This is a genomic window from Nocardioides sp. F233, from assembly GCF_057813895.1.
Genome location: NZ_JBVASH010000008.1, coordinates 36353 through 59116, shown reverse-complemented (window position 1 = coordinate 59116; position 22764 = coordinate 36353). Strand labels below are relative to the sequence as shown.

Below are 22764 nucleotides of genomic sequence, written 5' to 3'. Positions count from 1 at the left end.
CCTTCAGAAGTTCGTTCTTGCAGGTTCACGCGTCCAAAAATAGGTCGTACTATGCATAAATCTGGAAAGGGGAAACGCATGTCGATTGCATCAGGACCTACCGCCGTTCCGAGGTCGTTCTACCGCGACCCCGCGGTCCTCGACCGGGAGCTGGGTGACGTCTTCGGCCGGAGCTGGCTGTTCGTCGCGCACGAGTCGGAGATCCCCGAGGTCGGTGACTACGTCACCCGCCAGATGGGCGGCGACCCGGTGATCGTCTCGCGGACCCGGGGCGGGGAGGTGCGGGTGATGCTGAACTCCTGCACGCACCGCGGAACGCAGGTCTGCAAGGTCGCCCACGGCAACACGACGACCTTCCGCTGCGGCTACCACGGCTGGGTGTTCGGCACCGACGGAGACCTGAAGGGCGTGCCCGGACGGCGTGCGCTCTACGGTCCGGACTTCGACCTGGGCCGGCTCGGGCTGCGCCAGGCGCGCGCCGAGGTCCTGCACGGACTGGTCTTCGCCACCTGGGACGGCGACGCCCCCGACCTGATGACCTCGCTCGGGGAGTTCGGCTGGTACCTCGACGCCTTCTTCGGCCTCTTCCCCGGCGGAATGGAGGTCCACGGCGGGATCCACCGCGTCAACGTCCGGGGCAACTGGAAGATCCACGCAGAGAACTTCTCCGGTGACGGCTACCACCTCCAGGTCGCGCACCGCACGATGTTCGAGCTCGGCGTGATGGGTGACCAGGCGGGCACGGTCGAGGGCTATGTCGTCAACGATCCCAACGGGCACTGCCTGCGCAGCCAGTACCTCGCCGACGAGGGTGTCCCGAGCACCGTCTTCGGCTACGACGACGAGCTGATCGAGCCGGCGCTCGCCGCGGCCGACCCGGAGGTGCGCCGCTTCCGCGAGAAGACCACCGTCATCCACGGACTCGTCTACCCCAACCTGCTGCTCATCACGACCGCGCCTCAGTACTTCGGCGAGGACGCGAGCGGCCCGGTGGCCTTCACCCAGCTGCGGGTGCTCACGCCGATCGACCAGCACCACCACGAGGTCGCCTACTGGAGCCTCGTCCCGCGCGATGCCAGCCCGGAGTGGAAGGCGAAGTCGTACCTCTACGTCACGCGTCAGCACGGCGCGGCGTCGTACTTCGAGGCCGACGACCTCGAGAACTTCCGCCGGATCGACGCGGGACTGGGATCGGTGGCCGGAGGGCGGACGCCCTACAACTACGAGCTCGGTGTGGGTGCCGCCGAGTCGGGAGAGCCGCCGTGGAAGGGGCCGGGCCGGATCGTCCGGCAGGACTTCACCGAGGCCAACCAGCGGACCTTCGTCGCGCGCTACCTCGAGCAGATGGGGGAGCAGGCATGACCGCGGTCGTGGAGCCGGCGTCGTCGTACGCGCTGCGGGCGGAGATCGAGGAGTTCCTGGTCCACGAGGCCGACCTGATGGACTCAGGTCGGTACGCCGAGTGGCTGGACCTGCTGCACACGTCGTTCCTCTACCGGGTACCGGTCCCGCTCGCGCGGGAGGACCCGACCCAGAGTCCGTACGACGACGTGCTCGAGTTCGCCAACGAGTCGAAGAGCTTCCTGGAGATGCGTTTTCGTCGGATCGCCTCCGACTTCGCGTGGGCAGAGCGTCCGGCGGCGATGGTGCGGCACTTCGTGTCGAACTTCCGGATCGAGCCGGCCGGTGACGGGGCGGAGGGAGGCGGGACGGCGGGCGAGGCCTACCGGGTGCGCACCAACGTGCTCGTCGTCCGGGCGCGGCTGCCCGAGGCGCCGGTGATCGCCACGGCGGGCCGGATCGACCGGATCGTGCGGGAGGGCGGCCGGCTGCTGCTCGCCGAGCGGATCGTGCACCTCGACGCCGAGGTGCCGACCGAGAGCCAGCTCGGGGTCATCTTCTGATGGGCGAGCGCTGGCAGGTCCACAACGAGTTCGCGTCGGTCGCGTTGCGGGTCGTCCCGCACGGCCGAGGGACCCGTCTGGAGATCACCTCGGGGCGTCTGGAGGAGGTCGGTCTGATCGATCCGACCGTGCTCGAGGCGCTCACGCAGCTCGACGAGCACGCCCTGATGGCGATCGTCGCCCAGGCCGTCGACGCGGGTCGCGGAACTTCCTCGGAAGAGTATTGACAATCAGTGAGAAATAGGACGTATGCTGCATAAGTCTGGAGATCGGGACCGCCAAAATGGCCGTGACTAGGGCGAATCACTTCCAGATCAAAGATGTATACGACATAAATGTCCGAGATTCACGGCCTCGGTGACAGGAGTGAACGTGTCTTCCAACAGCTTCCGGCTCTGCACCTACGTGACCGGTGGATTCGCCTCGGTCGGCCTGGGCGTCGGGGAGGAGCCGACCGCCGTCATCGACGTCGAGCGCGGCTTCCGCCACCTGCACGCCAGCGGCCGCGGCGACTTCGTCGTCTGGCCCACCCGGCTGGAGATGCTCCAGGTGCTGACCAACTGGGACTACTTCCTGCCGCGGCTGGCCCAGCTCGCCGACGTGGCCGGCAGCCTGCCGGCGAACGCCGACTTCGTGCACGCGGCGGACGCGGTCCGCTACGCCCCTCCGATCACGAACCCGGGCAAGATCCTCAACGCGGGTGCCAACTACTACGACCACATCCGGGAGATGGGCACCCCGGAGATGTCGCCGGAGACCGACATCCCCTACATCTTCCCGAAGACGCCCAACAACGCGCTGATCGGCAACGGCGACTCGATCGTGCTGCCGCGCAAGCGCAACTGGGACGTCGCGCAGTACATCGATTGGGAGGCCGAGCTGGCCGTGGTCATCGGTCGCACCGCCGAGGACGTCACGCCGGAGGAGGCGATCGACCACATCGCCGGCTACACGATCTACCAGGACATCTCCGGGCGCGACAAGATGATCCGCGAGACCGGCCCGTTCTCGTGGGACTGGTACGCCAACAAGTGCAACGACACCTTCGCCCCCCTCGGGCCGTGGATCGTGCCGGCGCAGTTCGTGCCCGACCCGCAGAACCTCTCGATCAAGTCGATCGTCAACGGCGAGGTGCAGCAGGACTCCAACACCAAGGAGATGATCTGGACCGCCGCGGAGATGGTGTCCTACGCGTCCGAGATCACCCGGCTCGAGCCCGGCGACATCGTCGCCACCGGCACCTGCGCGGGCTGCGGCATGGCGCAGGGCATCGACGTGGGCTGGGACGGCATCAAGGACCTCTTCCCGAACATGTACGCCGGCGGCGGCAACTTCCTCAAGCCGGGCGACACCCTGGTGACCGAGATCGAGGGCCTCGGCCGGTTGACGAACCCCGTCGTCGCGGCGAGCTGAGGCATCGAGACGGTGCGAGCCATCGGGCAGGGGGTGCGCCACGTCGACTGGCGCGCCGTCACCACCGGCGCTGCCTCGTACGCCGACGACGTGGCCCATCCCGGCGCCCTCCTCGCCGGTGTGCTGCGCAGCCCGCACCCGTGCGCGCGCATCGTCTCGATCCGGGTCGACCGGGCCCGGGCGGTGCCCGGGGTGCAGGCGGTGCTCACTGCGGCCGACGTGACCGACCGGACCTACCTCGACTACCGGGTCCCCGACCAGGACCGCCGGATCCTCGCTGCAGACCTGGTCCGCCACGTCGGTGAGCCGGTCGCGCTGGTCGCGGCGGACTCGCCGGAAGCGGTGGCGGCCGCACTCGCCGCGATCGAGGTGCGCTACGCGCCCCGCCCCGCACCGACCACCGTCGAGGCGGCGCTCTCGCCCCGAGCCGTGGTGCTGCACCCGGAACGCGGTGACACCAACGTCGCGGGGACCGTGACCCGGTCGCTGGGCAGCGACCCGGCGGTATCTGCGCCCGGCGGGCACCGCGTCCGCCGGCGGTACCGGTCGTCGTACCAGAGCCACGTGACCATGGAGCCGCACACCGTCGTGGCCCACTGGCGCGGCGAGGAAGGACGGCTCCACGTCTGGGCACCCTCGCAGAACCCGCGGCTGATCCAGCGCGACCTCGCCCAGCTGTTCGGGATCGCCGTGCCGGACGTCCACCTCCACGAGCTGGCTGTCGGTGGCGACTTCGGTGGCCGGACGCAGATCTCCAGCACCGAAGCACTCGTGTGCGCGCTGACCATCGCGACCGGACGTCCGGTCAAGCTGCGCCAGACCCGGGCGGAGGAGTTCGCGACCACGAAGTACCGGGTGCCGTGGGACATCTCCCTCGACGTCGCCTGCGACGACGACGGCCGGGTCACCACGCTGCAGGCGAGCTTCGACATCGACAACGGCGCCTACAACCAGGCGGCCCCGGGGGAGATGGCGTACGGCGCGACGGCCCTCGCCTCGTCGTACCGGTGGCAGGGCTATCGCGCCGAGGGCCGCTGCGTCTACACCGCCCGGACGCCGAGCTCGTCCTTCCGCGGTGCTGGTGGGTACGCCGTCACCTGGGCCCTGGAGTGCGCCGTCGACGAGCTGGCCGAGAAGGCAGGCTGGGACCCGATCGACTTCCGGCTGCGCAACGCGGTGCAGGACCCGGGCGAGGTCTCGTTGACCGGCTGGCAGGTGAAGTCCTCGACGCTGGCACCGTGCCTGGAGACCGTGCGCCGCGAGATCGACTGGGACCGCAAGCGCCGCACCGGTGGCAGCGGCAGGGGCGTCGGTGTGGCGTGCACGATCCACGTCACGGCGCTCGCGCGCGACTACATGCTGCGATCGTCGGGGGCACTCGACATCGACGCCGACGGCCACGTGCACCTGCGCTTCGGCTGCGGCGATGCGGGCACCGGCCAGAAGACCCTGCTGTGCCAGGCGGTCGCGGAGGACCTGGGCGTCAGCCCGGACCGGGTCTCGATCGAGACCACGGACACCGACCGCACCCCGCACGACGCCGGCGCCGGCGCCTCGCGCGGCAGCTTCGTCTCGGTCAGCGCAGCGCGGGCGCTGGCCGCACAGGCACGTGCCCGGCTGGCGGAGGTCGCGGCTGCCAAGCTGCACGTCCCGCCCGGAGACCTCCACTGGGACGGTGGTGACGCGACCGTCGGGCCGGACTCGATCCCCCTGGGCGACCTGGCCGTGCTGGCTGCGGGCGATGCCGGGGTGTTCAGCGTGGAGAGCGAGTGGGTCGGTGACGCGCACGACCCGGCGCCTGACGGGTACGAGGACATCGCACCGACGTACTCCTTCGCCGCGCACGCCGTGGAGGTGGAGGTCGACCAGGCGACCGGCCTGGTCCGGGTGCTGAAGGTCGTCGCCGCCCACGACTCCGGCACCGTGCTCAACCCTCTCTCCGCCCGCGGCCAGGTCGAGGGCGGCGTGGTGATGGGCATGGGTGCGGTGCTGAGCGAGTCCCTCGTCAGCGAGGGCGGCCGGGTCGTCAACGGCAGCTACGTCGACTACGACGTGCCGCGTGCCGCCGAGTCGCCGGAGATCATCACCCGGTTCCTCGACAGCGATGACGAGGTCGGCCCGTTCGGCGCCAAGGGGCTGGGGGAGATCCCGCTCCTCGCCATCGGGCCGGCCGTGACCAACGCGATCAGCCACGCGATCGGTGTCCGGCTCGACGCGGCGCCGCACAGCCCGGACCAGGTGCTGGCGGCCATCCGTGAGCGGGACGGGCTCCCGCGTCGTACCGGATCGGTCGGGTGGTCGCCGCGGCGCTGGTGGATCCACGCGATGCGCTGGCTCTACCCCCGCGGCCTGCACCGGGCTCTGCGCACGTGGGGACCACTGCTGGCGCCCTCGGTCCCGGCGACCAGGATCCGTGAGGTGACGGTGCCCGCGTCGGAGACGGACGCGCTCGCCCGGCTCGGGGCGGCCGACGCCCGACCGCTGGGCGGCGGCACCGACCTGCTCGCCCGCGAGACCCAGGGCCTGCCCGTCCCGGAGGTGCTCGTCGACCTGACCGGGCTGCCCGGACTGACCCGGATCGTCGAGCAGGCCGACGGTGCACTGTCGATCGGCGGTGCGGTCACGCTCGCCGACCTCGCCCGCCACACGCTGGTCGACGAGGTGCTCCGGGCGAGCGCCGGATCGATCGCGACCGAGCAGGTCCGCAGCACCGCGACCGTCGCCGGCAACCTGTGCCAGGCCAAGCGCTGCTGGTTCTTCCGCAACGGCTTCGACTGCTACAAGCGGGGCGGCGCGACCCGCCCCTGCTACGCCGTCCTCGGCGACCACCGCTTCCACCACGCCGTCGACGACGGGCACCGTTGCCAGGCGGTCACGCCCTCCGACCTCGCCACGCCGCTGGTCGCCCTCGACGCGACGGCGACCCTCCGCTCGGCCCGCGGGGACCGGGTGATCGGTGTCGGCGAGCTCTACACCGGGCCGGGCGAGACCGTGCTGGCCGGCGACGAGCTGGTCGTGTCGGTCGACGTCCCGGCACCGGCGCGGGCCCGGACGACGCTCGCCCGACGCCTTGCGCTGTGGCAGGGCGCGTTCGCGGTCGCCAGCGTCGCGGTCTCCGCCCGCGCCCCCGAGTCCGGCGTCGCGGAGGACCTGCGCATCGTGCTCGGCGGCGTCGCGCCCACCCCGCGGCGGGTCCCGGTCCTCGAGCAGCTCCTCGACGGCCAGCGGTACGACGCCCGCCGGGTCGCGCGGGCCTGCGCGGAGTGGGAGCGCAGCACGCACCCGCTCCCCGGCAACCACTGGAAGGTCTTCGCCACCTCGGGACTCGTGCAACGCGCGGTCGACGAGCTGTTCGGGGGTGCCCGATGAGGGTGGGGCTGCGCGTCAACGGCGACCTGCACGAGCTGGACCTCGCCGGCTCCGAGCGGCTGCTCGACGTCCTGCGCGACCGGCTCGGGCTGACCGGGGCCAAGGCGGCCTGCCGTCTCGGTGAGTGCGGGGCGTGCACGGTGCTGGTCGACGGACGCCCCGTGCTCGCCTGCGTCACGCTGGCGGCCGTCGTACGCGGCGAGGTGAGGACGGTCGAGGGCCTGGCCGAGGACGCCGAGCCGCTGCGCCGGGCGTTCGCCGACGAGGGCGGGTTCCAGTGCGGCTTCTGCACGCCCGGCCAGGTCGTGCGTGCGCTGGCCCTGCTCGAGGGGGCCACGGCCGAGCAGCTGGCCGACGAGGCCTGGGTGCGCCGCGCCCTGGCCGGGAACGTGTGCCGGTGCACCGGCTATGCCGGCATCGTGCGGGCGCTGCAGGCGAGCGGATCGTCGTACCAACCCCATCGGAGTCGCGAGAAGGATCGGGAGGCAACCGATGTCCAGTGAGAGCACGACCCTGACCCAGCCCATGGTGTGTGCCGAGAACGTGCGCAAGGCGTTCGGCAGCCACGAGGTGCTCAAGGGCATCGACCTGACGGTGCAACCACGCGAGGTCGTCTGCCTGCTCGGGCCCTCGGGCTCGGGCAAGACCACACTGCTGCGCTGCATCAACCGGCTCGAACGCTTCGACAGCGGCCGGATCGCCGTCGACGGCGACCACGTCGGCTACCGGATGCGCGCCGACGGGCGACTGCAGGAGATCGCCGAGTCGGCGATCTGCAAGCAGCGTTCATCGATCGGCATGGTCTTCCAGCGCTTCAACCTCTTCCCCCACATGACGGCGCTGGAGAACGTCGTGAAGGCTCCGGTCGGCGTCCTGCGCCGCGACCGGCGTCAGGTGGCCGAGGAGGCCCGTGCGCTGCTCGCCCGGGTGGGCCTGGCCGACAAGGCCGACGCGTACCCGAACAGCCTCTCGGGCGGCCAGCAGCAGCGGGTCGCCATCGCCCGGGCCCTCGCGATGAAGCCGAAGCTGATGCTCTTCGACGAGCCGACCTCGGCGCTCGACCCCGAGCTGGTCGAGGAGGTGCTCGAGGTGATGCACGCGCTGGCGGAGGACGGGGTCACGATGGTGATCGTCACCCACGAGATCGGCTTCGCCCGTGAGGTCGCCGACCAGGTCGTCTTCATGGACGGCGGCGTGGTCGTCGAGCGTGGGACGCCCGAGGAGATCCTGGAGCACCCCCAGCACGTCCGCACCCAGCGCTTCCTCGCCAGCGTGCTCCGAGACCCCGACGCAGCCCGGTCGCCGCGCTCGAGGCGGGGCGCGGCCCGATGAACGAGCCCGAGGTCGCCGGACCGACCGGCTTCGACCTGAGCCACAACGTCAACTTCCTGCTGCGCCTGGCCCATGCGCGCGGTGACCTGCTGTTCAACGAGGCGATGGGCGATCTCGACCTGACCCCGCGCCAGGCCGCGCTCCTGCACGCCGTCGACCGCTGCGCGGGGGGCAACATCAGCGCCCTCACCGTCGCCACCGGGATGGACCGCGGCACGCTCTCGGAGATGACCCCGCGCCTGGTGAGGCGCGGGCTGATCGACCGTCGTCCCGCGCCCGGAGACGGTCGCGCGAAGGCGCTCTACCTCACCGACGAGGGCGTTGCGCTCCTCGCCCTCGCTCGCCAGCGCACCGAGAGCCTGCGCGAGCAGGTCCTCGGCACGATGCCGGCCGAGTACCACGACCTCTTCGTGAAGATGCTCGCCCAGCTGGTGGGCCTCGAGTCCGAGACCCGGATCGTCCACGACCTCCCCGTCGCCACCCGAAGGAGAACCTGATGAAGCTGACCGAGGCCGCCCTCAACCGTCCACAGTCCGGGGTGCGCAAGATGATGGAGCTGGCGTGGGGACGCGAGGACGTCGTCCACCTGGAGGTGGGGGAGCCGGGCTTCGAGACCGCCGACCACGTGCTCGAAGCGGCCCACCGCGCGGCCGCGATCGACCACCGCACCCGCTACTCGCCGACCCCGGGCCTGCCCGAGCTCCGCGCGGCGCTCGCGGACAAGGTCGGCCGGGTGAACGGCATCACCGCGTCGCCCGACCAGGTGCTGGTGACCAACGGCGGCGCCAACGCCCTGTTCGTCACGCTGGGCTCGTTGCTCGACGCCAGTACGTCGGTGCTGCTGCCGAATCCCGGCTGGTCGAACTTCACGATGATGACGCTCGCCTTCGGAGCGCGTCCGGTCTACTACGACCTCGACGCCACGAACGGCTATCTGCCCGATCTCGACCAGCTCGCCACCCTGGTCGACGACAGCACCCGTGCGATCGTGCTCAACTCGCCGTCCAACCCGCTCGGCAGCGTGATCGGCCGCGAGCTCTCCGAGCGACTCTTCGAGTTCGCTGCTGCTCACGACCTCTGGATCGTCTCCGACGAGTGCTACGACGGCGTGGACTTCTCCGGTGACTTCGTGAGCATGGGCTCGCTGGAGGGCGCGCCGGAGCGGGTGATCTCGGTGTACTCGTTCTCGAAGGTCTACGCGATGACCGGCTGGCGCGTCGGCTACCTCGTCGCGCCGCCACCGGTCGTGGCGCCCGTGCTCGGCCTTCTCCAGCCGAGCGTCATGTGCGTCAACACCCCCGCGCAGTACGCCGCGCTCGCGGCGGTCACCGGGCCGCAGGACTACCTCGTCGACTGGCGCGAGCAGTACCGCAGCAACCGCGACCTGGTGCTCGACGGCATTGCCGGATCGCGGTACGGCGCCCTGCGCCCGGACGGCGGCTTCTACATCTGGCTCGATGTGCGTGACTTCCGCACGACCAGCGAGGAGTTCGCCACGCGGCTGCTGCTCGACCACGGTGTCGCGACCACGCCCGGCACCGCCTTCGGCACGAACGGCGAGGGCTTCCTGCGGCTCTCGCTGGCCACCACCGCCGACCAGCTGACGACCGGTGTCGAGCGGCTGCTCGACATGGGCGCCTCGACCTGATCCAGCACCCCCGAGCAACAGGAGTCCCATCCGTGAACGTGAGAACCGCACCGCCGGGCCGAGCCGGCTTCGTGCATGACCCCGAGGCGATCGACGCCGTGCACCGCTCCCTGCGGCAGGCAGGCGTGGACTTCGCGGCCTACCTGCCGGAGACGATCCTCTACCCGGTCATGCGGGCCCTCGAGGAGGATCCCGAGGTGGTCAGCGTCTCGGTCGCGCGCGAGGACGAGGGGGTGGCCATCGCTGCCGGCGCCTTCCTCGGCGGCCGGTGGCCGGTCCTGCTGACCGAGGCCTCCGGGCTCGGGCTGAGCGGACTGATCCTCGCCCGCGCGATCGTGCAGCGCACCCCGCTGCTCATCCTCGCCGGGCACAACGAGGCACTGGGGGAGCGGCACGACTACACCGCCGCCGCCCGGCGGGTGAGCGAACCGCTGCTGCGCGCGCTCAACATCCCCTTCGTGGTCGTGCGCGACAAGCGCGAGATCCCGACCCTGGTCCGCGAGGCCCAGCTGACCGTCCGGGGCGACCGACGCCCGGTGGCCGTGCTGTTCCCGCGACACAGCCTGCACGTCGAGGAGGACCACGCATGAACAGGCGCGAGGCGCTGGAGGTCTTCGCCCGCTACCGGGGTGACGCCCCGGCGGTCACGGGACCGAGCTTCGGTGGTCGGGTGCTGCACGAGGTGGCGCACGAGCCGGCCACGATCTACAACATGGAGCTCGCGTACCCGACGGCGATGTGCCTCGGGCTGGCGCTCGCGCTCCCGGACCAGCACGTGTTCGCGATCGAGGGCGACGGCTCCATGGTCGCCGGGATGGCCACGCTGACCACGGTCGCGCGCTGTGCCCCGCCCAACCTCGTCGTGCTGGTCATCAACAATCGCTCCTTCGCCAGCACCGGCGGACAGCCGACGGCTGAGGCCGGTGCCACCGACCTCGTGCAGATCGCCCGTGGTTCGGGCATCGCGGAGGCCGTGCGGGTCGGGGACGTGTCGGGTGTCGACGCCGCGCTCCGGCACGCCACGACGGCGCCGGGCCCGCACTTCGTGGTCGTCGACGTCGAGGACGAGGACGTACGCACGGCGGGCACCTCGCAGGCCTACCCGTTCGACATCGTCGAGGCCGCCGTGGTCTTCCGCCGCGCGCTCGAGGACCGCGGGCTGGTGCCGACGATCTGGGCGGTATGAGCAGTATGCGACTCAATTTGGCATCCCGCTCTCCCGAAAGTTCGGGAGCCGTGCTGGACGAATACGAAGTACTATGCATGAATTTCGTGAGACCTGACATCCGGACACAGGTGGAAGTGGAGACTCGCGTGAACAAGCAACTCATCGGCCGCGGCCGACTGCGTGCGGCCCTGGCCGGCGTGGCCGTCGTCCTGGTGGCCACCTCGATGGCGGGGTGCTCCTCCGACGACGCGAAGGGCTCGAAGGGCAAGCAGGAGGCGGAGAACGCTGCGGCGGCCGACCTCCTGCCTGATGCCGTCAAGTCGGCGGGCGTCGTGCGCGTCGCCTCGACCTTCGGCTACCCGCCCGAGCAGTTCTACGAGGAGGACGGCAAGACGCCCACCGGCTTCTCCGTCGAGATCGGTGCTGCGCTCGGCAAGCAGCTGGGCGTCGACTTCAAGTTCGAGAACGTCAGCTTCGATGCGATCCTCCCGGGCATCGAGGCCAAGCGTTACGACATCGCCATCTCCTCGATGAGCATCACGCCCGAGCGCTCGCAGCAGGTGAACTTCGTGAAGTACATGGACGCGGGCGGCTCGCTGCTCGTCGCCGGCGACAACCCGAAGAGCATCGAGGGACTCGACGACCTGTGCGGCAAGACGGCGGCCAACACCACGGGCTCGCTGCACGGCGCCTACCTCGAGGACTACAGCAAGACGCACTGCGTCGCTGAGGGCAAGGATCCGATCAAGGTGGTCAACTTCTCCGACGCGGCCGCGCCCAACCAGGCGGTCGCGACCGGCCGGGCCGACGTCTGCTACCGCGACTTCACGGCGAACGCCTACATGGCGCAGAACTCCGACGGCCAGTTCAAGGTCGTCGGCGACATCGTGAAGACCAGTCCCTACGGCATCGCCGTCGGGAAGGATGACCTCGCTCTCGCCGAGGCCATCAACGAGGCGCTCAACGCCATCATCAAGGACGGCACGTACGACAAGATCCTCTCCAAGTGGGACGTGGACCAGGCTGCCGTCACCCAGTCCGAGGTCGTCAAGGTGACCTCCTGACCGACACCTCCCGGGCCACACCCGGGTGCCGTCGACTCCGTTGGGGCGACGGCACCCGGGTGGACCCGTCTCGGGGTGAGAGGAGCCACCCGTGCCTGACGAGGTCTGTTCGTGGGACGACGCAGAGCTGGTCTTCGCCGAGCCCTGGCAGGGGCGCGCGGCGGCACTGGCCCGGGCCTGGGTCGAGGCGGCGGACGTGCCGGGCGGCGACGGCTTCCGGGCGGGCCTTGCGGCCACGCTGTCCGCGGACCCGACGGCACGCTACTTCGAGTCGGTGATCGCAGCCCTGGAGGCGGCCCTCCTGGGCAGCGGGCGCGCGGACACCGACGACCTCGACCGGGCGCGGCTGACGGCGGCGACGTACGCCGTCACGGATCCCGCGCATGGCCCGATCCGGGTCCTGGCGCTCCAGGTCGATGACGGCAACCGGGTCTGGGCAACGCCGCTCTTCGGGCTGGTCGACTGGCGCCGCGTGCACCACCTGGAGGCCTACTGGTCCGACGACCCGTCGGTGCCCCAGGGCGGGGTACGGGCATTCGACCGGGGCGAGCGGCCGCTGGTCGACGTCCCGGTCGACCGGGTCAGGCTCGAGAACCTGCTCACCGACGTGCTGTTCCCCCCGCTGTTCCCCGCACTGGACTGACGGGGATCGGCGACTCAGGCCGACGCGGGGAGGGCGCGTCCCGCGCCGATCATCGCGTCGCGCGACACGAGCCCGGCAAGCGCTTCCTCGGTCCAGCCCTCGGTGCCCGTGGGCCGTTCGGGGAGCACGAGGTAGCGGGTCTCGGACGTCGAGTCCCAGACCTTGATCTCGACCTCCGGGGCCAGCTCCACGCCGAGCTCGCCCAGCACGGCGCGCGGCTCGGCCACTGCGCGGGAGCGGTAGGCGAAGCTCTTGTACCAGAGCGGCGGCGCCCCGAGGAGCGACCACGGGTAGCAGGAGCAGAGCGTGCAGACCACCAGGTTGTGGACGGTGGCGCTGTTCGCGACCACCCGGACCCGGGCGCCCTCGATCCCGCTGATGCCGAGCTCGGCCGCTGCAGCGGTGCCGTCGTCCAGCAGGCGGGACCGGAACTCGGGGTCGACCCAGGCCCGCGCCACGACCTGGGCGCCGTGGTGGGGGCCGAGCCGATTTTCGACGTACTCGACATAGTTGTCGATGGCATCGGTCGATGCGAGGCCGCGCTCCACGAGCAGCGCCTCGAGTGCCGTCGTGCGCAGCTCGAACTCGGAGCGGGCTCGTCGCGACCGTGGACTGGCGTAGTGGTCGTGCCCGTGCTGGTGGTCGTGCTGGTGGTCGTGCTCAGTCATGACCAGCTCCTGTCAGGTCGTGCTCGGTGAGGTCGACGTGCACGGTGAACACGGGCTCGTCGCCCGTGCCCCACAGCTCCGTGGACGTGAACGCGACGGTGTAGACGGTCTCGGCCGGACTGCCGTCGGTCCGGTCGAGGGGATGCTCTGCGCCGCAGATGCGCTCGACCCGGCCGACGGCTCCGCGCGCGTACCGGGGACAGCGCGAGATGCCCACCGTGGGACGATCGCGCACCACTCGCACGCGATCTCCCACCTGGAAGGCGGCGTCCGCGTGGTCCGGCAGGACCTGCGGCGAGGTCATGAGGGCGGTCATGGCGAGGCTCAGCTCGGCGGACCGCGCCGTCGGTACCGGGCGTCCGTCGCTCAGGTCGGCTCGCCATTGGGCGAGCTCCTCGCGGAGCACGGTTCCGCGCTCCACGAGCAGGTTCTCGGCCGCGAGCAGCCACCGTGCGAAGTAGGGCGTGGACAGGTAGGTGGCCGGCGGGAGGCGTTCGATCCACGGCCGCAGCGACTCGCCGGCAGCGAGGAGGGCCAGCGCGTGCGCACGCAGCTCCCACGGCTCGGTGGCCACCGCGTCGTCCCCGTCGTGGCGCACCGGACCGAAGCGACCGAGGCCGCCGAGATCGTGTACGCCGTCCACAAATGCATCGTACACTGCGTATATTGATCCGACGAGGAGATCGCATGACCAAGCCCCGCATCGCCGTGTTCACCGGCCCGATGCCCACGATCACCAACACGCCTCCCCTTGTCGCGGACCCGCGGGTGCTGCGCCCCCAGCGTCTGGCGGCGCCGGTCACGGTGCTCGTCGAGGCGTTCTCCGCGCACCCGCTCGAGGCGCAGGCCGCCCATCTCTACGGGCCGCCCGACGGCTGGCTCGACGGAGCCGGCCGGTTCGTCACGGACGAGCCGGGTGGCGGCGGCACCCCGGTGTTCGAGGTCGAGCTCGATCCTGCCGACGGCCTGTTCCTGCTGCCGTACGTCGCGCGGCGGGCGGACGGACAGCCGTGGGGGCCGTCCGCCGAAGCCGCGCCAGCGGCGGACACGCGCCAGACGTTCCTGCCCGATGCGCGGCGCCTCTACGAGGAGATCGAGCGTTTCGAGGTGGGGGGAGACGGGCGGCCCGTCGCGCTCTCCGCGTTGGCCGACTTCGACTTCTTCCGCACTGCGCCGGGCGGCGGATATCCCCACGGGACGGCCGACCTGCCTCCCGAGCAGCTCGGCATCGACTACTTCCCCTACGAGCCGCCGCACCTGGTCCGCGAACCCGACCTCGCGGCGCTCGCGAGGATCACCAACGAGGTGCAGGCGGCCGCCTCGAGTGGTCGGTACGACGCCATCCAGTGGCTGGAGAGCAGTGCCACCATCGAGGAGACCCTCTACTGGCTCAACCTGCTCATCGACACCACGTTGCCCATCGTCGGTCACGCAGCGCAGCGCAGCCACCGGGCCATCGGCGAGGACGGCGCGAAGAACGTCCTCGACGGCGTCCGTTTCATCCTCTCGGGCGTGTGGCGGGACGGCGACGGTGTCGATCGTCTCGGTGCCGTGCTGGTGGTCGACGAGATGGTGTTCGCCAGCCGCGAGGTGGCCAAGGTCGACGCCCGTCCGGGCGGGTACGTCGCCGTCGGCGGGCACGGTGGCGTGGTCGCCGACCTCGGTGCGCACTGGTCGCCTCGCGTGACCTTCGTCCCCGAGCGGTGCCACACGGCAACCTCGATGGTGCGGCTCGGGGAGATCCCGCACCAGGTGGCCGGTATGACGGGAGCGGTCACGACCCGCGACGACGACGGTCGGCTCCGGGGCGAGGCCGTGCCGACGGTCTGGATGGTGCCCTTCGGTCACTTCGCCGACACTGCGCTCGGCCCGGACGAGGAGGCCGTGCCCGATCCTGCCGTGCTGCAGCGGGTGGACCAGGCTCGCGCCCGGGGCGGCCTCGCCGGACTGGTCGTCGAGGGTCTCGTTCCCTACGGCTCGACGGATCCGGCGGTCGACCGGGCACTGCAGATCGCGACCTTCGCGGGGATCCCGGTCGTCCGCGTCGGACGAGGACATCCCGCCGGGATGGTCTTCCGGCGAGACCCCTGGGCGATCGCCGGCGACAACCTCACCGGCCCCAAGGCCCGGCTGCTGCTGACTGCCGCGCTGCTCCGGCACGGCGCGCTCCCGCCGGCGCTCGACCCCCTCGCTCCGACGGACGCCGAGCGTGAGGCGACCCGGGCACGGCTGCGTGACTTCCAGCAGATCTTCGACACGCACTGACCACCGACCATCCGAGGAGGCCGCCATGCCGGTCGAGCACGTCAACCCGCCGACCCTTGCCCCGCCGAACGGCTACAGCCACGTCACCGTCGCGACCGGGAGCCGGATCGCGTTCCTGGCCGGCAAGATCTCCGTCGATGTCGACGGGCGCCTCGTGGGCGCCGGCAACCACCGGACGCAGGGCCGGGTCGCGGCCGAGAACCTGGCGCTGGCACTCGCTGCCGTCGGCGGCCGACCGGAGCACCTCGCGCGGCTCAACATCTACATCGTCGACCTCACGCCGGCGCACGAGGACGAGGTGCTCGCCGGCGTGGCCGAGGCCGCGGTGGTGTCCGGGATCGGTCCGACGGCGGGGATCCTGATCGGCGTCTCGGCGGTGGGCATACCGGGTGCGCTGGTCGAGATCGATGCGGTGGCGGTCCTCGACTGACGGGCAGTTCCAACGTAGACGGCGCTTTGTCCGCGCGTCCTTCGTTCCATCTCCCGCAATGAGTGGGGGAACCCTTGACGCCCTCCGGCAACTATGTCGTACTAGTCATATCTGACCAAGGGCGAAGAAGAGGCGGACAGGGATGGGTGATCAGGCACCAGCAGCCGAGTCGGTCCCGGCGGTGTCGGCAGTGTCTGCCGACAGTGACGACCGGCCGGAGCTCCCGGCCCCGGTCCGGCTGAGGCACCCGTGGCGCTGGGTCGCGGTGCTCGTCCTCGGCTACGTCGCCGTGCGCATCGTGCTCGCCTTCGCCCGCAACGACAAGATGCACTGGGACGTCGTCGGCCACTACCTCTTTGCGCCCGCCGTGCTCCGGGGACTGCTGCTGACGGTCGAGCTGACCGCGGCCGCGATGGGGCTGGCGATCGCCATCGGCGTCACGATCGCGCTGATGCGGCTCTCGCCCAACCCGGTGCTGTCCAGCTTCGCCGCGGGCTACGTGTGGTTCGTGCGGGCCACGCCGGTCGTCGTCCAGCTGCTGTTCTGGTTCTTCCTCGCCGCCGTGTTCCCCACGGTCAGCGTCGACATCCCGTTCGGTCCCACGGTGATCGAGCTCGAGACCAACACCCTCATCGGTCAGTTCGTGGCCGGGATGCTGGGCCTCGGGGTGAGCGAGAGTGCCTACATCGCAGAGATCGTCAGGGCCGGCATCGGCTCGGTCGACCGCGGACAGACCGAGGCATCACAGAGCCTGGGCATGTCCCGGATGCGGATGATGCACTGGGTGATCCTGCCCCAGGCGATGCGGGTGATCATCCCGCCGGTCGGCAACGCGGTGATCAACATGACGAAGATGACCGCGGTGGTGCTGATCATCGGGCTGCCGGACCTGATGACCTCGGTGCAGCTGATCTACTCCCGCAACTTCTTCCAGATCCCGCTGCTGACCGTGGCCTGCGTCTGGTACGTGCTGCTGGTCACCGTGCTCACACTGCTGCAGCTGCGCCTCGAACGGCGGTTCGGACGCGGCACCCTGGGTGTGCCCACCACCCGGCGGGCCGGGCGTCTCCGCACGGCGCCGCAGCGGACGGTCAGGAGTCCGCGGGTCCCGTCCGCACTTCGGTCTCCATCCCGACCATGAGCGACAACATCTTCACGAACAGTGCGTGGTACTCGGTCGGAAGCGTCGAGAGCACTGCCTCGCGAACGCCGGCGGAGCGCTCGACGACCGCGTCGATGAGGGCCGCTCCCTCGGCGGTGATCGTCAGCGCCTTGGCGCGCCCGTCGTTGGCGGAGCGACTCTCGGCGATGAGCCCACGCCGGACCATTCGCGGCACCATCTCGGACGCCGTACCGCGGTCGATCCCGCCACGCTCGGTCACCTCCGCCAGGCTGGCCCCCGGGTGGTGCAGGACGACGTAGAGCAGCGTCGCCTGGCGCGGCGTCACGTCGAGGTCGGCCATCGCGTCGGTGAAGATCGCCTCGGCGCGCTGGTGGGCTCGGCGCAGCAGGTGGTTGACGTTGGCGAAGAGGTCGAACGGGTGCGATGTCGCCGGTTCTGCTCGCTTCACGGTCACCTCGAGTCGGGTCGGGCTGGGGGAGACGGCCCTAGGGTACGGCCAGCCGGTGCGCCACGCCGACGCACGGAGCACGCGGGTGCACGCTCACGTGCTCCGGCGGGTGCATGATGCCCTCAGTGACGGGACGCGGGTGTCCCGTGCGACGTGAGGAGCCCGCCATGCTGTGGACCATCATCGTGACGATCGTGGGTGGCGCGATCATCGGAGTCATCGGCAAGGCCGTGGCGCCGGGGGACCGCACGAAGTTCCCGTTCTGGCTGACCGTGCTGTGCGGCATCGTCGGCATGCTCGCCGGCAGCTTCCTCTACTGGGGCGTCGCGGGCCACAACAACGGTTCGTTCGACGGGCACGAGGCCGCGTGGGACAACGCGACCAACGGCGTCGACTGGATGCGGCACCTGTGGCAGGTCGTCGTCGCCGCGGTCGCCGTGATCGTCGCTGCGGGCGTCACGGGGCGCAAGCGGTCCTAGTGTCGAGGCCCCTTCCTCAGGGGTGGGTCATGGACGCCAGGTCCAGGGCGGCGTCCAGCTCCTCGAGGGTCAGCTCGCCGCGGTCGACGTAGCCCATCGCCAGCACGGTCTCCCGGATCGTGCTGCCGGTGGCGAGCGCCTGCTTGGCGACCTTGGCGGCCGCCTCGTAGCCGATGTGCTTGTTGAGCGGTGTGACGACCGACGGTGAGGACGCGGCGTAGCGCAGCATCCGGTCGGCGTCGGCGGTGATGCCGTCGATGCAGCGCTCGGCCAGCGTGACCGAGGCGTTCGCGAGCAGGCGGATCGACTCGAGCACGTTGCGGGCCAGGACCGGCATGGCGACGTTGAGCTCGAAGCTGCCGCTGGCGCCTGCGGCGGTGACGGCGGCGTCGTTGCCGATCACCTGCATGCAGACCATCAGTGTCGCCTCGGGCAGCACCGGGTTCACCTTGCCCGGCATGATCGACGAGCCCGGCTGCAGGTCGGGCAGGTGGATCTCGGCGAGGCCGGTGGTCGGCCCGGAGCCCATCCAGCGCAGGTCGTTGCAGATCTTGGTCAGGCCGACCGCGATCGTCTTCAGGACGCCGCTCAGCTCGACGAGCGAGTCCCGGGTGCCCTGGGCCTCGAAGTGGTTGCGGGCCTCGGTGAACACCTGCCCGGTCGCCACGCTGAGCGCCTCGATCGCCGCGTCGGCGAAGCCGTGGGGGGTGTTGATGCCGGTGCCGACTGCCGTGCCGCCGAGGGGAAGCTCCCGGACCCGGGGGAGTACGCCGCCGAGCCGCTCCACGCCGTACCGGACCGTCGCGGCGTAGCCACCCAGCTCCTGGCCGAGGGTGACGGGGGTGGCGTCCATCAGGTGGGTCCGGCCGGACTTCACCAGCCCGTGGAACTCCGCCGACTTCGTGGCCAGCGAGGCCGTGAGCCGCTCGAGGGCCGGTACCAGCTCGTCGGCGACGGCCAGCGCGGCGGCGACGTGGATCGCCGTCGGGAACGTGTCGTTGCTCGACTGGCTGGCGTTGACGTGGTCGTTGGGGTGCGCGGTCACGCCCTCGCGCGCGCACAGCGAGGCGATCACCTCGTTGGCGTTCATGTTGGAGCTGGTGCCCGACCCGGTCTGGAAGACGTCGATCGGGAACTGGTCGTCGTACCCGCCCGCGGCGACAGCTTCCGCTGCCGTCGTGATCGCGGTCGCCACCTCGGGGTCGAGGACGCCCAGGGCGAGGTTCGCGCGCGCCGCCGCCGCTTTGACGTGGCCCAGGGCGTGGATCAGCGCCGGCTCGATCGGCGTACCGCTGATGGGGAAGTTCTCGACCGCCCGCTGGGTCTGCGCCCGCCACAGGGCGGCGGCCGGGACGAGGACCTCGCCCATGGAGTCGTGCTCGGTGCGGAAGCCGTTGGGAGTACTCACGTGACCGACGCTACTCGGCGCCGGCGCAGGAAGCGCGGGCTGAATCGCCTTGATCGAATTGTTCTAGTACGATGCAAACATGTTGCTGAGAGTCGATCCCGCCAGCCCGCTCGGGCTCGCCGAGCAGATCGCCGCCCAGGTGCGGGCGGCGATCATCGACGGCAGCCTGCACGGCGGCGACAAGCTGCCGCCAGCGCGCGAGCTGGCGGCCGGGCTCGACGTCAACATGCACACCGTGCTCCGTGCCTATGCCGTGCTGCGCGACGAGGGGCTCGTCGAGCTGCGCCGCGGCCGCGGCGCACACGTGCGCAGCGACCTCGCCGAGCCCGACCGGGAGCGCGTCGCGCTGCGCGACGAGATCCGGGCGCTCGTCGAGCGCGCCGCCCGGATCGGCCTCACCCCCGACCAGCTCGCCGACGAGATCCGAAAGGCCACCCCATGACCGTCCGCCTCCGCCAGCTCCTCGCCGCCCTCGTGGTCCTGCAGGCACCCGTCTGGGCTGCCGCGGCCGCCCTGCTGCTGCGCGACGACGTGCCCGACCCGCTGCCGACCCACTGGGACCTGTCCGGAGACGTCGACGGCACCGTCGGGTTCGCCGCGTTCACCGCGGTCGTGCTGGCCGTGGTCGTGGTCGCCTCGGTCCTCGCGCTCGCCTGCGTCGCCCGCGCCGCCCGACGTACGACGCCCGCGGGGCTGGGGGCCGCGGCAGCGACCTGGGTCGCGGGCCTGCCCGCCTCGCTCTATGTCGCGACACTGATGGCCTCCGCAGGTGCCGGACACGCGGCAGAGGTGCGCCTGCCGCTCGCGGGCGTCGCCCTGGCGACCCTGCTGCCGCTCGTTGCGGCCTTCGTCGTGCTCCGCCTGCTGCCCGCGGAGCGTGCGGCCGGTCTGCAGCTCGCCCCGCCGGCGACGACCATGAGCCTCGCCGAGGGCGAGCGCGTGGTGTGGGTCGGACAGGCGTCGTCCCGGCGACTGCTCGTCGGGGGCGTGGTGCTCGCGCTGGGCGCGGTGCCGCTGTGGTTCGTCATGTGGCCGGCCGGGCTCGTCGTCGCGCTGTGCGCGATCCTGCTCGCATGGACGCACGTGGTCACGGTGCGGGTCGACGACGCCGGCATGGCGGTCTCGTGGGGACCGGCCCAGTGGCCGCGGATCCGGGTCGCGCTGTCCGACATCTCGGCCGCCGAGGCCGCCGAGATCGAGCCGCTGCGCTGGGGCGGGTGGGGCTACCGCCTCACCGCCCGCGGGCGGGCCGCCGTCGCCCGTCGAGGCCCGGGCATCGTGCTCACGCTGCGCAACGGCCGTCAGTTCGCCGCGACCGTCGACCGGCCGGAGCGGGCGGCCGACCTCGTCAACGCGCTCGTGGCGCGGCTCAGTCGAACAGCTCGCTGAGCCAGGACTCGCGCTTGCGCTTCTTGTCGTGCTTGTCGTCGTAGCGCCGGCGGTCGTCGTACGACTGCTGCGGGGCGCGGTACCCGTCGTACTGCGGGGCAGCCGGCGGGGGCATGCCGACGGAGCGGTCGATGATCTTGTCGAGCTCACCTCGGTCGAGCCACACGCCCCGGCACTGGGGGCAGTAGTCGATCTCGATGCCGTTCCGCTCGCTCATCACCAGCGTGGACTCGTCAACAGGGCAACGCATACCCCGACAACGGACCGTGCTGCGGCAGGGTTCCCTGCCCCCGGTTCACTCCGCCGAGCGGACCCGGATCCCGGAGACGGGCACGGTGACCGCGCCGCTCGGGTCGGTGAAGAAGTCGTTGCCCTTGTCGTCGACCACGATGAAGGCGGGGAAGTCCTCGACCTCGATCTTCCAGACCGCCTCCATGCCGAGCTCGGGGTACTCGATGACCTCCTGGCTCTTGATGCAGTCCTGGGCCAGGCGCGCGGCCGGGCCGCCGATCGAGCCGAGGTAGAAGCCGCCGTACTCGTTGCACGCCTCGGTGACCTGCTTGGAGCGGTTGCCCTTGGCGAGCATGACCATCGAGCCGCCGGCGGCCTGGAAGGACTTCACGTAGGAGTCCATCCGCCCGGCCGTGGTCGGGCCGAAGGAGCCGGAGGCCATGCCCTCGGGGGTCTTGGCCGGACCGGCGTAGTAGACCGGGTGGTTCTTGAGGTAGTCGGGCATCTCCTCGCCGGCGTCCAGGCGCTCCTGGATCTTGGCGTGCGCGATGTCGCGGGCCACCACCAGCGGACCGGTGAGGGAGAGCCGGGTCTTGACCGGGTACGACGACAGCTGGGCGAGGATCTCGCTCATCGGCTGGTTGAGGTCGACCTTGACGACCTCGCCACCCGAGATGTCCTCGGCGACGCCGGCGTCGGGCATGTACTGCGCCGGGTCGGTCTCGAGCTGCTCGAGGAAGACACCCTCGGACGTGATCTTGCCGAGCGCCTGGCGGTCGGCGGAGCAGGAGACCGCGATCGCGACGGGGCACGAGGCGCCGTGGCGGGGGAGACGGACCACGCGCACGTCGTGGCAGAAGTACTTGCCGCCGAACTGGGCGCCGATGCCGAAGGACTGGGTCAGCTTGAAGACCTCCTCCTCCAGTTCGAGGTCGCGGAAGCCGTGGGCGTCCATCGAGCCCTCGGTGGGGAGGTTGTCGAGGTAGTGGGCGCTGGCGTACTTCGCGGTCTTCAGTGCGAACTCCGCGCTGGTGCCGCCGATGACGACCGCCAGGTGGTACGGCGGGCAGGCGGCCGTGCCGAGCGAGCGGATCTTCTCGTCGAGGAACTCCAGCATCCGCTTCGGGTTGAGGATCGCCTTCGTCTCCTGGAACAGGAACGACTTGTTGGCAGAGCCGCCGCCCTTGGCCATGAAGAGGAACTTGTACTCCGGCTTCCCGTCCTTGCCGGGGGTGGAGTACAGCTCGATCTGGGCCGGCAGGTTGGAGCCGGTGTTCTTCTCGTCGTACGTCGTCAGCGGGGCGAGCTGGCTGTAGCGCAGGTTGAGCTTGGTGTAGGCGTCGTAGACGCCCTTGCTGATCCACTCGGCGTCGTCGGCGCCGGTGAGCACGCCCTCGGACTTCTTGCCCATCACGATCGCGGTGCCGGTGTCCTGGCACATCGGCAGCACGCCGCCGGCGGAGATGTTGACGTTCTTGAGGAGGTCGAGCGCGACGAAGCGGTCGTTGCCGGAGGCCTCGGGGTCGTCGATGATCTTGCGCAGCTGCTCGAGGTGCGCGGGCCGCAGGTAGTGGCTGATGTCGTGCATCGCCTCGGCGGTCAGCTGCTGGATCGCCTCGGGGGAGACCTTGAGGAAGGTGCGCCCGTCGGGGCCTTCGACGGTCTCGACGCCCTCCTTGGTGATCAACCGGTAGGGAGTGTCGTCCTTGCCGGTCGGGAGGAGGTCGGAGTAACGGAACTCAGCTTCAGCCACGGCTACCGAGGATATCCCGGTCCGGGAAC

General features: G+C 70.8%; 25 protein-coding genes. 19 read left to right on the top strand and 6 right to left on the bottom strand.

Annotation, left to right across the window (positions count from 1 at the left end; genetic code table 11):
• Positions 1-78: 78 nt before the first annotated feature.
• From ACZYRU_RS24725 to ACZYRU_RS24665, 13 genes are all read left to right on the top strand, one after another.
• On the top strand, positions 79-1362 hold the full coding sequence (locus ACZYRU_RS24725) for an aromatic ring-hydroxylating oxygenase subunit alpha (RefSeq protein ID WP_488959768.1): 1284 nt from the start codon (positions 79-81) through the stop codon (positions 1360-1362).
• Positions 1359-1904 (top strand): aromatic-ring-hydroxylating dioxygenase subunit beta, encoded by a 546-nt coding sequence (locus tag ACZYRU_RS24720; protein WP_488959767.1) that lies wholly within the window; start codon positions 1359-1361, stop codon positions 1902-1904. Before ACZYRU_RS24725 ends, ACZYRU_RS24720 begins: the two co-directional genes overlap by 4 nt.
• Positions 1904-2131 (top strand): hypothetical protein, encoded by a 228-nt coding sequence (locus ACZYRU_RS24715; RefSeq protein ID WP_488959766.1) that lies wholly within the window; start codon positions 1904-1906, stop codon positions 2129-2131. Before ACZYRU_RS24720 ends, ACZYRU_RS24715 begins: the two co-directional genes overlap by 1 nt.
• A gap of 145 nt (positions 2132-2276) precedes the next feature.
• Entirely contained in the window at positions 2277-3317 is a 1041-nt protein-coding gene (locus tag ACZYRU_RS24710) for a fumarylacetoacetate hydrolase family protein (protein ID WP_488959765.1), read from the top strand.
• A gap of 12 nt (positions 3318-3329) precedes the next feature.
• The gene (locus ACZYRU_RS24705) at positions 3330-6686 is read left to right on the top strand and encodes a molybdopterin cofactor-binding domain-containing protein (RefSeq protein WP_488959764.1); all 3357 of its coding nucleotides are present in this window, start codon (positions 3330-3332) and stop codon (positions 6684-6686) included.
• On the top strand, positions 6683-7189 hold the full coding sequence (locus tag ACZYRU_RS24700; protein ID WP_488959763.1) for a (2Fe-2S)-binding protein: 507 nt from the start codon (positions 6683-6685) through the stop codon (positions 7187-7189). Before ACZYRU_RS24705 ends, ACZYRU_RS24700 begins: the two co-directional genes overlap by 4 nt.
• On the top strand, positions 7179-8018 hold the full coding sequence (locus tag ACZYRU_RS24695) for an amino acid ABC transporter ATP-binding protein (RefSeq protein ID WP_488959762.1): 840 nt from the start codon (positions 7179-7181) through the stop codon (positions 8016-8018). The genes ACZYRU_RS24700 and ACZYRU_RS24695 overlap by 11 nt, the downstream gene beginning before the upstream one ends.
• Entirely contained in the window at positions 8015-8515 is a 501-nt protein-coding gene (locus ACZYRU_RS24690) for a MarR family winged helix-turn-helix transcriptional regulator (RefSeq protein ID WP_488959761.1), read from the top strand. The genes ACZYRU_RS24695 and ACZYRU_RS24690 overlap by 4 nt, the downstream gene beginning before the upstream one ends.
• Positions 8515-9666 carry a pyridoxal phosphate-dependent aminotransferase gene (locus ACZYRU_RS24685; protein ID WP_488959760.1) on the top strand — a complete coding sequence of 384 codons (1152 nt, stop codon included), beginning with the start codon at positions 8515-8517 and terminating at the stop codon, positions 9664-9666. Before ACZYRU_RS24690 ends, ACZYRU_RS24685 begins: the two co-directional genes overlap by 1 nt.
• Before the next feature lie 32 nt (positions 9667-9698).
• On the top strand, positions 9699-10256 hold the full coding sequence (locus tag ACZYRU_RS24680; RefSeq protein ID WP_488959759.1) for a thiamine pyrophosphate-binding protein: 558 nt from the start codon (positions 9699-9701) through the stop codon (positions 10254-10256).
• Entirely contained in the window at positions 10253-10852 is a 600-nt protein-coding gene (locus ACZYRU_RS24675) for a thiamine pyrophosphate-dependent enzyme (protein ID WP_488959758.1), read from the top strand. Before ACZYRU_RS24680 ends, ACZYRU_RS24675 begins: the two co-directional genes overlap by 4 nt.
• A 128-nt stretch (positions 10853-10980) precedes the next feature.
• The gene (locus ACZYRU_RS24670) at positions 10981-11898 is read left to right on the top strand and encodes an ABC transporter substrate-binding protein (RefSeq protein WP_488959757.1); all 918 of its coding nucleotides are present in this window, start codon (positions 10981-10983) and stop codon (positions 11896-11898) included.
• Between the two features lie 91 nt (positions 11899-11989).
• Complete coding sequence (locus ACZYRU_RS24665; protein ID WP_488959756.1) at positions 11990-12541, top strand: hypothetical protein; 552 nt, start codon at positions 11990-11992, stop codon at positions 12539-12541.
• A 14-nt stretch (positions 12542-12555) separates the two neighbouring features.
• On the opposite strand, the gene nthA is transcribed toward ACZYRU_RS24665, so the two are convergent.
• The gene (gene nthA, locus ACZYRU_RS24660; protein ID WP_488959755.1) at positions 12556-13209 is read right to left on the bottom strand and encodes a nitrile hydratase subunit alpha; all 654 of its coding nucleotides are present in this window, start codon (positions 13207-13209) and stop codon (positions 12556-12558) included.
• Positions 13202-13852, bottom strand: a complete 651-nt coding sequence (locus ACZYRU_RS24655; RefSeq protein WP_488959754.1) for an SH3-like domain-containing protein — start codon at positions 13850-13852, stop codon at positions 13202-13204. The genes nthA and ACZYRU_RS24655 overlap by 8 nt, the downstream gene beginning before the upstream one ends.
• A gap of 44 nt (positions 13853-13896) precedes the next feature.
• On the opposite strand from ACZYRU_RS24655, the gene ACZYRU_RS24650 reads away from it, so the two are divergent.
• The 3 genes from ACZYRU_RS24650 to ACZYRU_RS24640 all read left to right on the top strand — a co-directional run bounded on the left by ACZYRU_RS24650 (position 13897) and on the right by ACZYRU_RS24640 (position 17045).
• Positions 13897-15474 (top strand): asparaginase domain-containing protein, encoded by a 1578-nt coding sequence (locus ACZYRU_RS24650; protein WP_488959753.1) that lies wholly within the window; start codon positions 13897-13899, stop codon positions 15472-15474.
• 25 nt (positions 15475-15499) lie between these two features.
• Positions 15500-15904: a RidA family protein gene (locus ACZYRU_RS24645; RefSeq protein WP_488959752.1), complete on the top strand. Its 405-nt coding sequence runs from the start codon at positions 15500-15502 to the stop codon at positions 15902-15904.
• Positions 15905-16094: 190 nt separating this feature from the next.
• Positions 16095-17045 (top strand): amino acid ABC transporter permease, encoded by a 951-nt coding sequence (locus ACZYRU_RS24640; protein WP_488959751.1) that lies wholly within the window; start codon positions 16095-16097, stop codon positions 17043-17045.
• Here the strand turns inward: ACZYRU_RS24640 and ACZYRU_RS24635 are convergent.
• Positions 16996-17475: a MarR family winged helix-turn-helix transcriptional regulator gene (locus ACZYRU_RS24635; RefSeq protein WP_488959750.1), complete on the bottom strand. Its 480-nt coding sequence runs from the start codon at positions 17473-17475 to the stop codon at positions 16996-16998. The genes ACZYRU_RS24640 and ACZYRU_RS24635 overlap by 50 nt on opposite strands.
• Before the next feature lie 167 nt (positions 17476-17642).
• Here ACZYRU_RS24635 and ACZYRU_RS24630 point away from each other — a divergent pair, with 167 nt between their 5' ends.
• A complete protein-coding gene (locus ACZYRU_RS24630) occupies positions 17643-17954 on the top strand; it encodes a GlsB/YeaQ/YmgE family stress response membrane protein (RefSeq protein ID WP_488959749.1) in 312 nt (103 codons plus the stop codon).
• 16 nt (positions 17955-17970) lie between these two features.
• Here ACZYRU_RS24630 and ACZYRU_RS24625 read toward each other — a convergent pair whose 3' ends face one another.
• Positions 17971-19362, bottom strand: a complete 1392-nt coding sequence (locus ACZYRU_RS24625) for a class II fumarate hydratase (protein ID WP_488959748.1) — start codon at positions 19360-19362, stop codon at positions 17971-17973.
• Between the two features lie 79 nt (positions 19363-19441).
• Here ACZYRU_RS24625 and ACZYRU_RS24620 point away from each other — a divergent pair, with 79 nt between their 5' ends.
• On the top strand, positions 19442-19804 hold the full coding sequence (locus tag ACZYRU_RS24620; protein WP_488959747.1) for a GntR family transcriptional regulator: 363 nt from the start codon (positions 19442-19444) through the stop codon (positions 19802-19804).
• Positions 19801-20751: a DUF1648 domain-containing protein gene (locus ACZYRU_RS24615; RefSeq protein ID WP_488959746.1), complete on the top strand. Its 951-nt coding sequence runs from the start codon at positions 19801-19803 to the stop codon at positions 20749-20751. Before ACZYRU_RS24620 ends, ACZYRU_RS24615 begins: the two co-directional genes overlap by 4 nt.
• On the opposite strand, the gene ACZYRU_RS24610 is transcribed toward ACZYRU_RS24615, so the two are convergent.
• The gene (locus ACZYRU_RS24610) at positions 20732-21001 is read right to left on the bottom strand and encodes a TFIIB-type zinc ribbon-containing protein (RefSeq protein WP_488959745.1); all 270 of its coding nucleotides are present in this window, start codon (positions 20999-21001) and stop codon (positions 20732-20734) included. The two genes, ACZYRU_RS24615 and ACZYRU_RS24610, sit on opposite strands and share 20 nt — an antisense overlap.
• Positions 21002-21046: 45 nt before the next feature.
• The gene (locus ACZYRU_RS24605) at positions 21047-22735 is read right to left on the bottom strand and encodes a fumarate hydratase (RefSeq protein ID WP_488959744.1); all 1689 of its coding nucleotides are present in this window, start codon (positions 22733-22735) and stop codon (positions 21047-21049) included.
• Between the last annotated feature and the right edge of the window lie 29 nt (positions 22736-22764).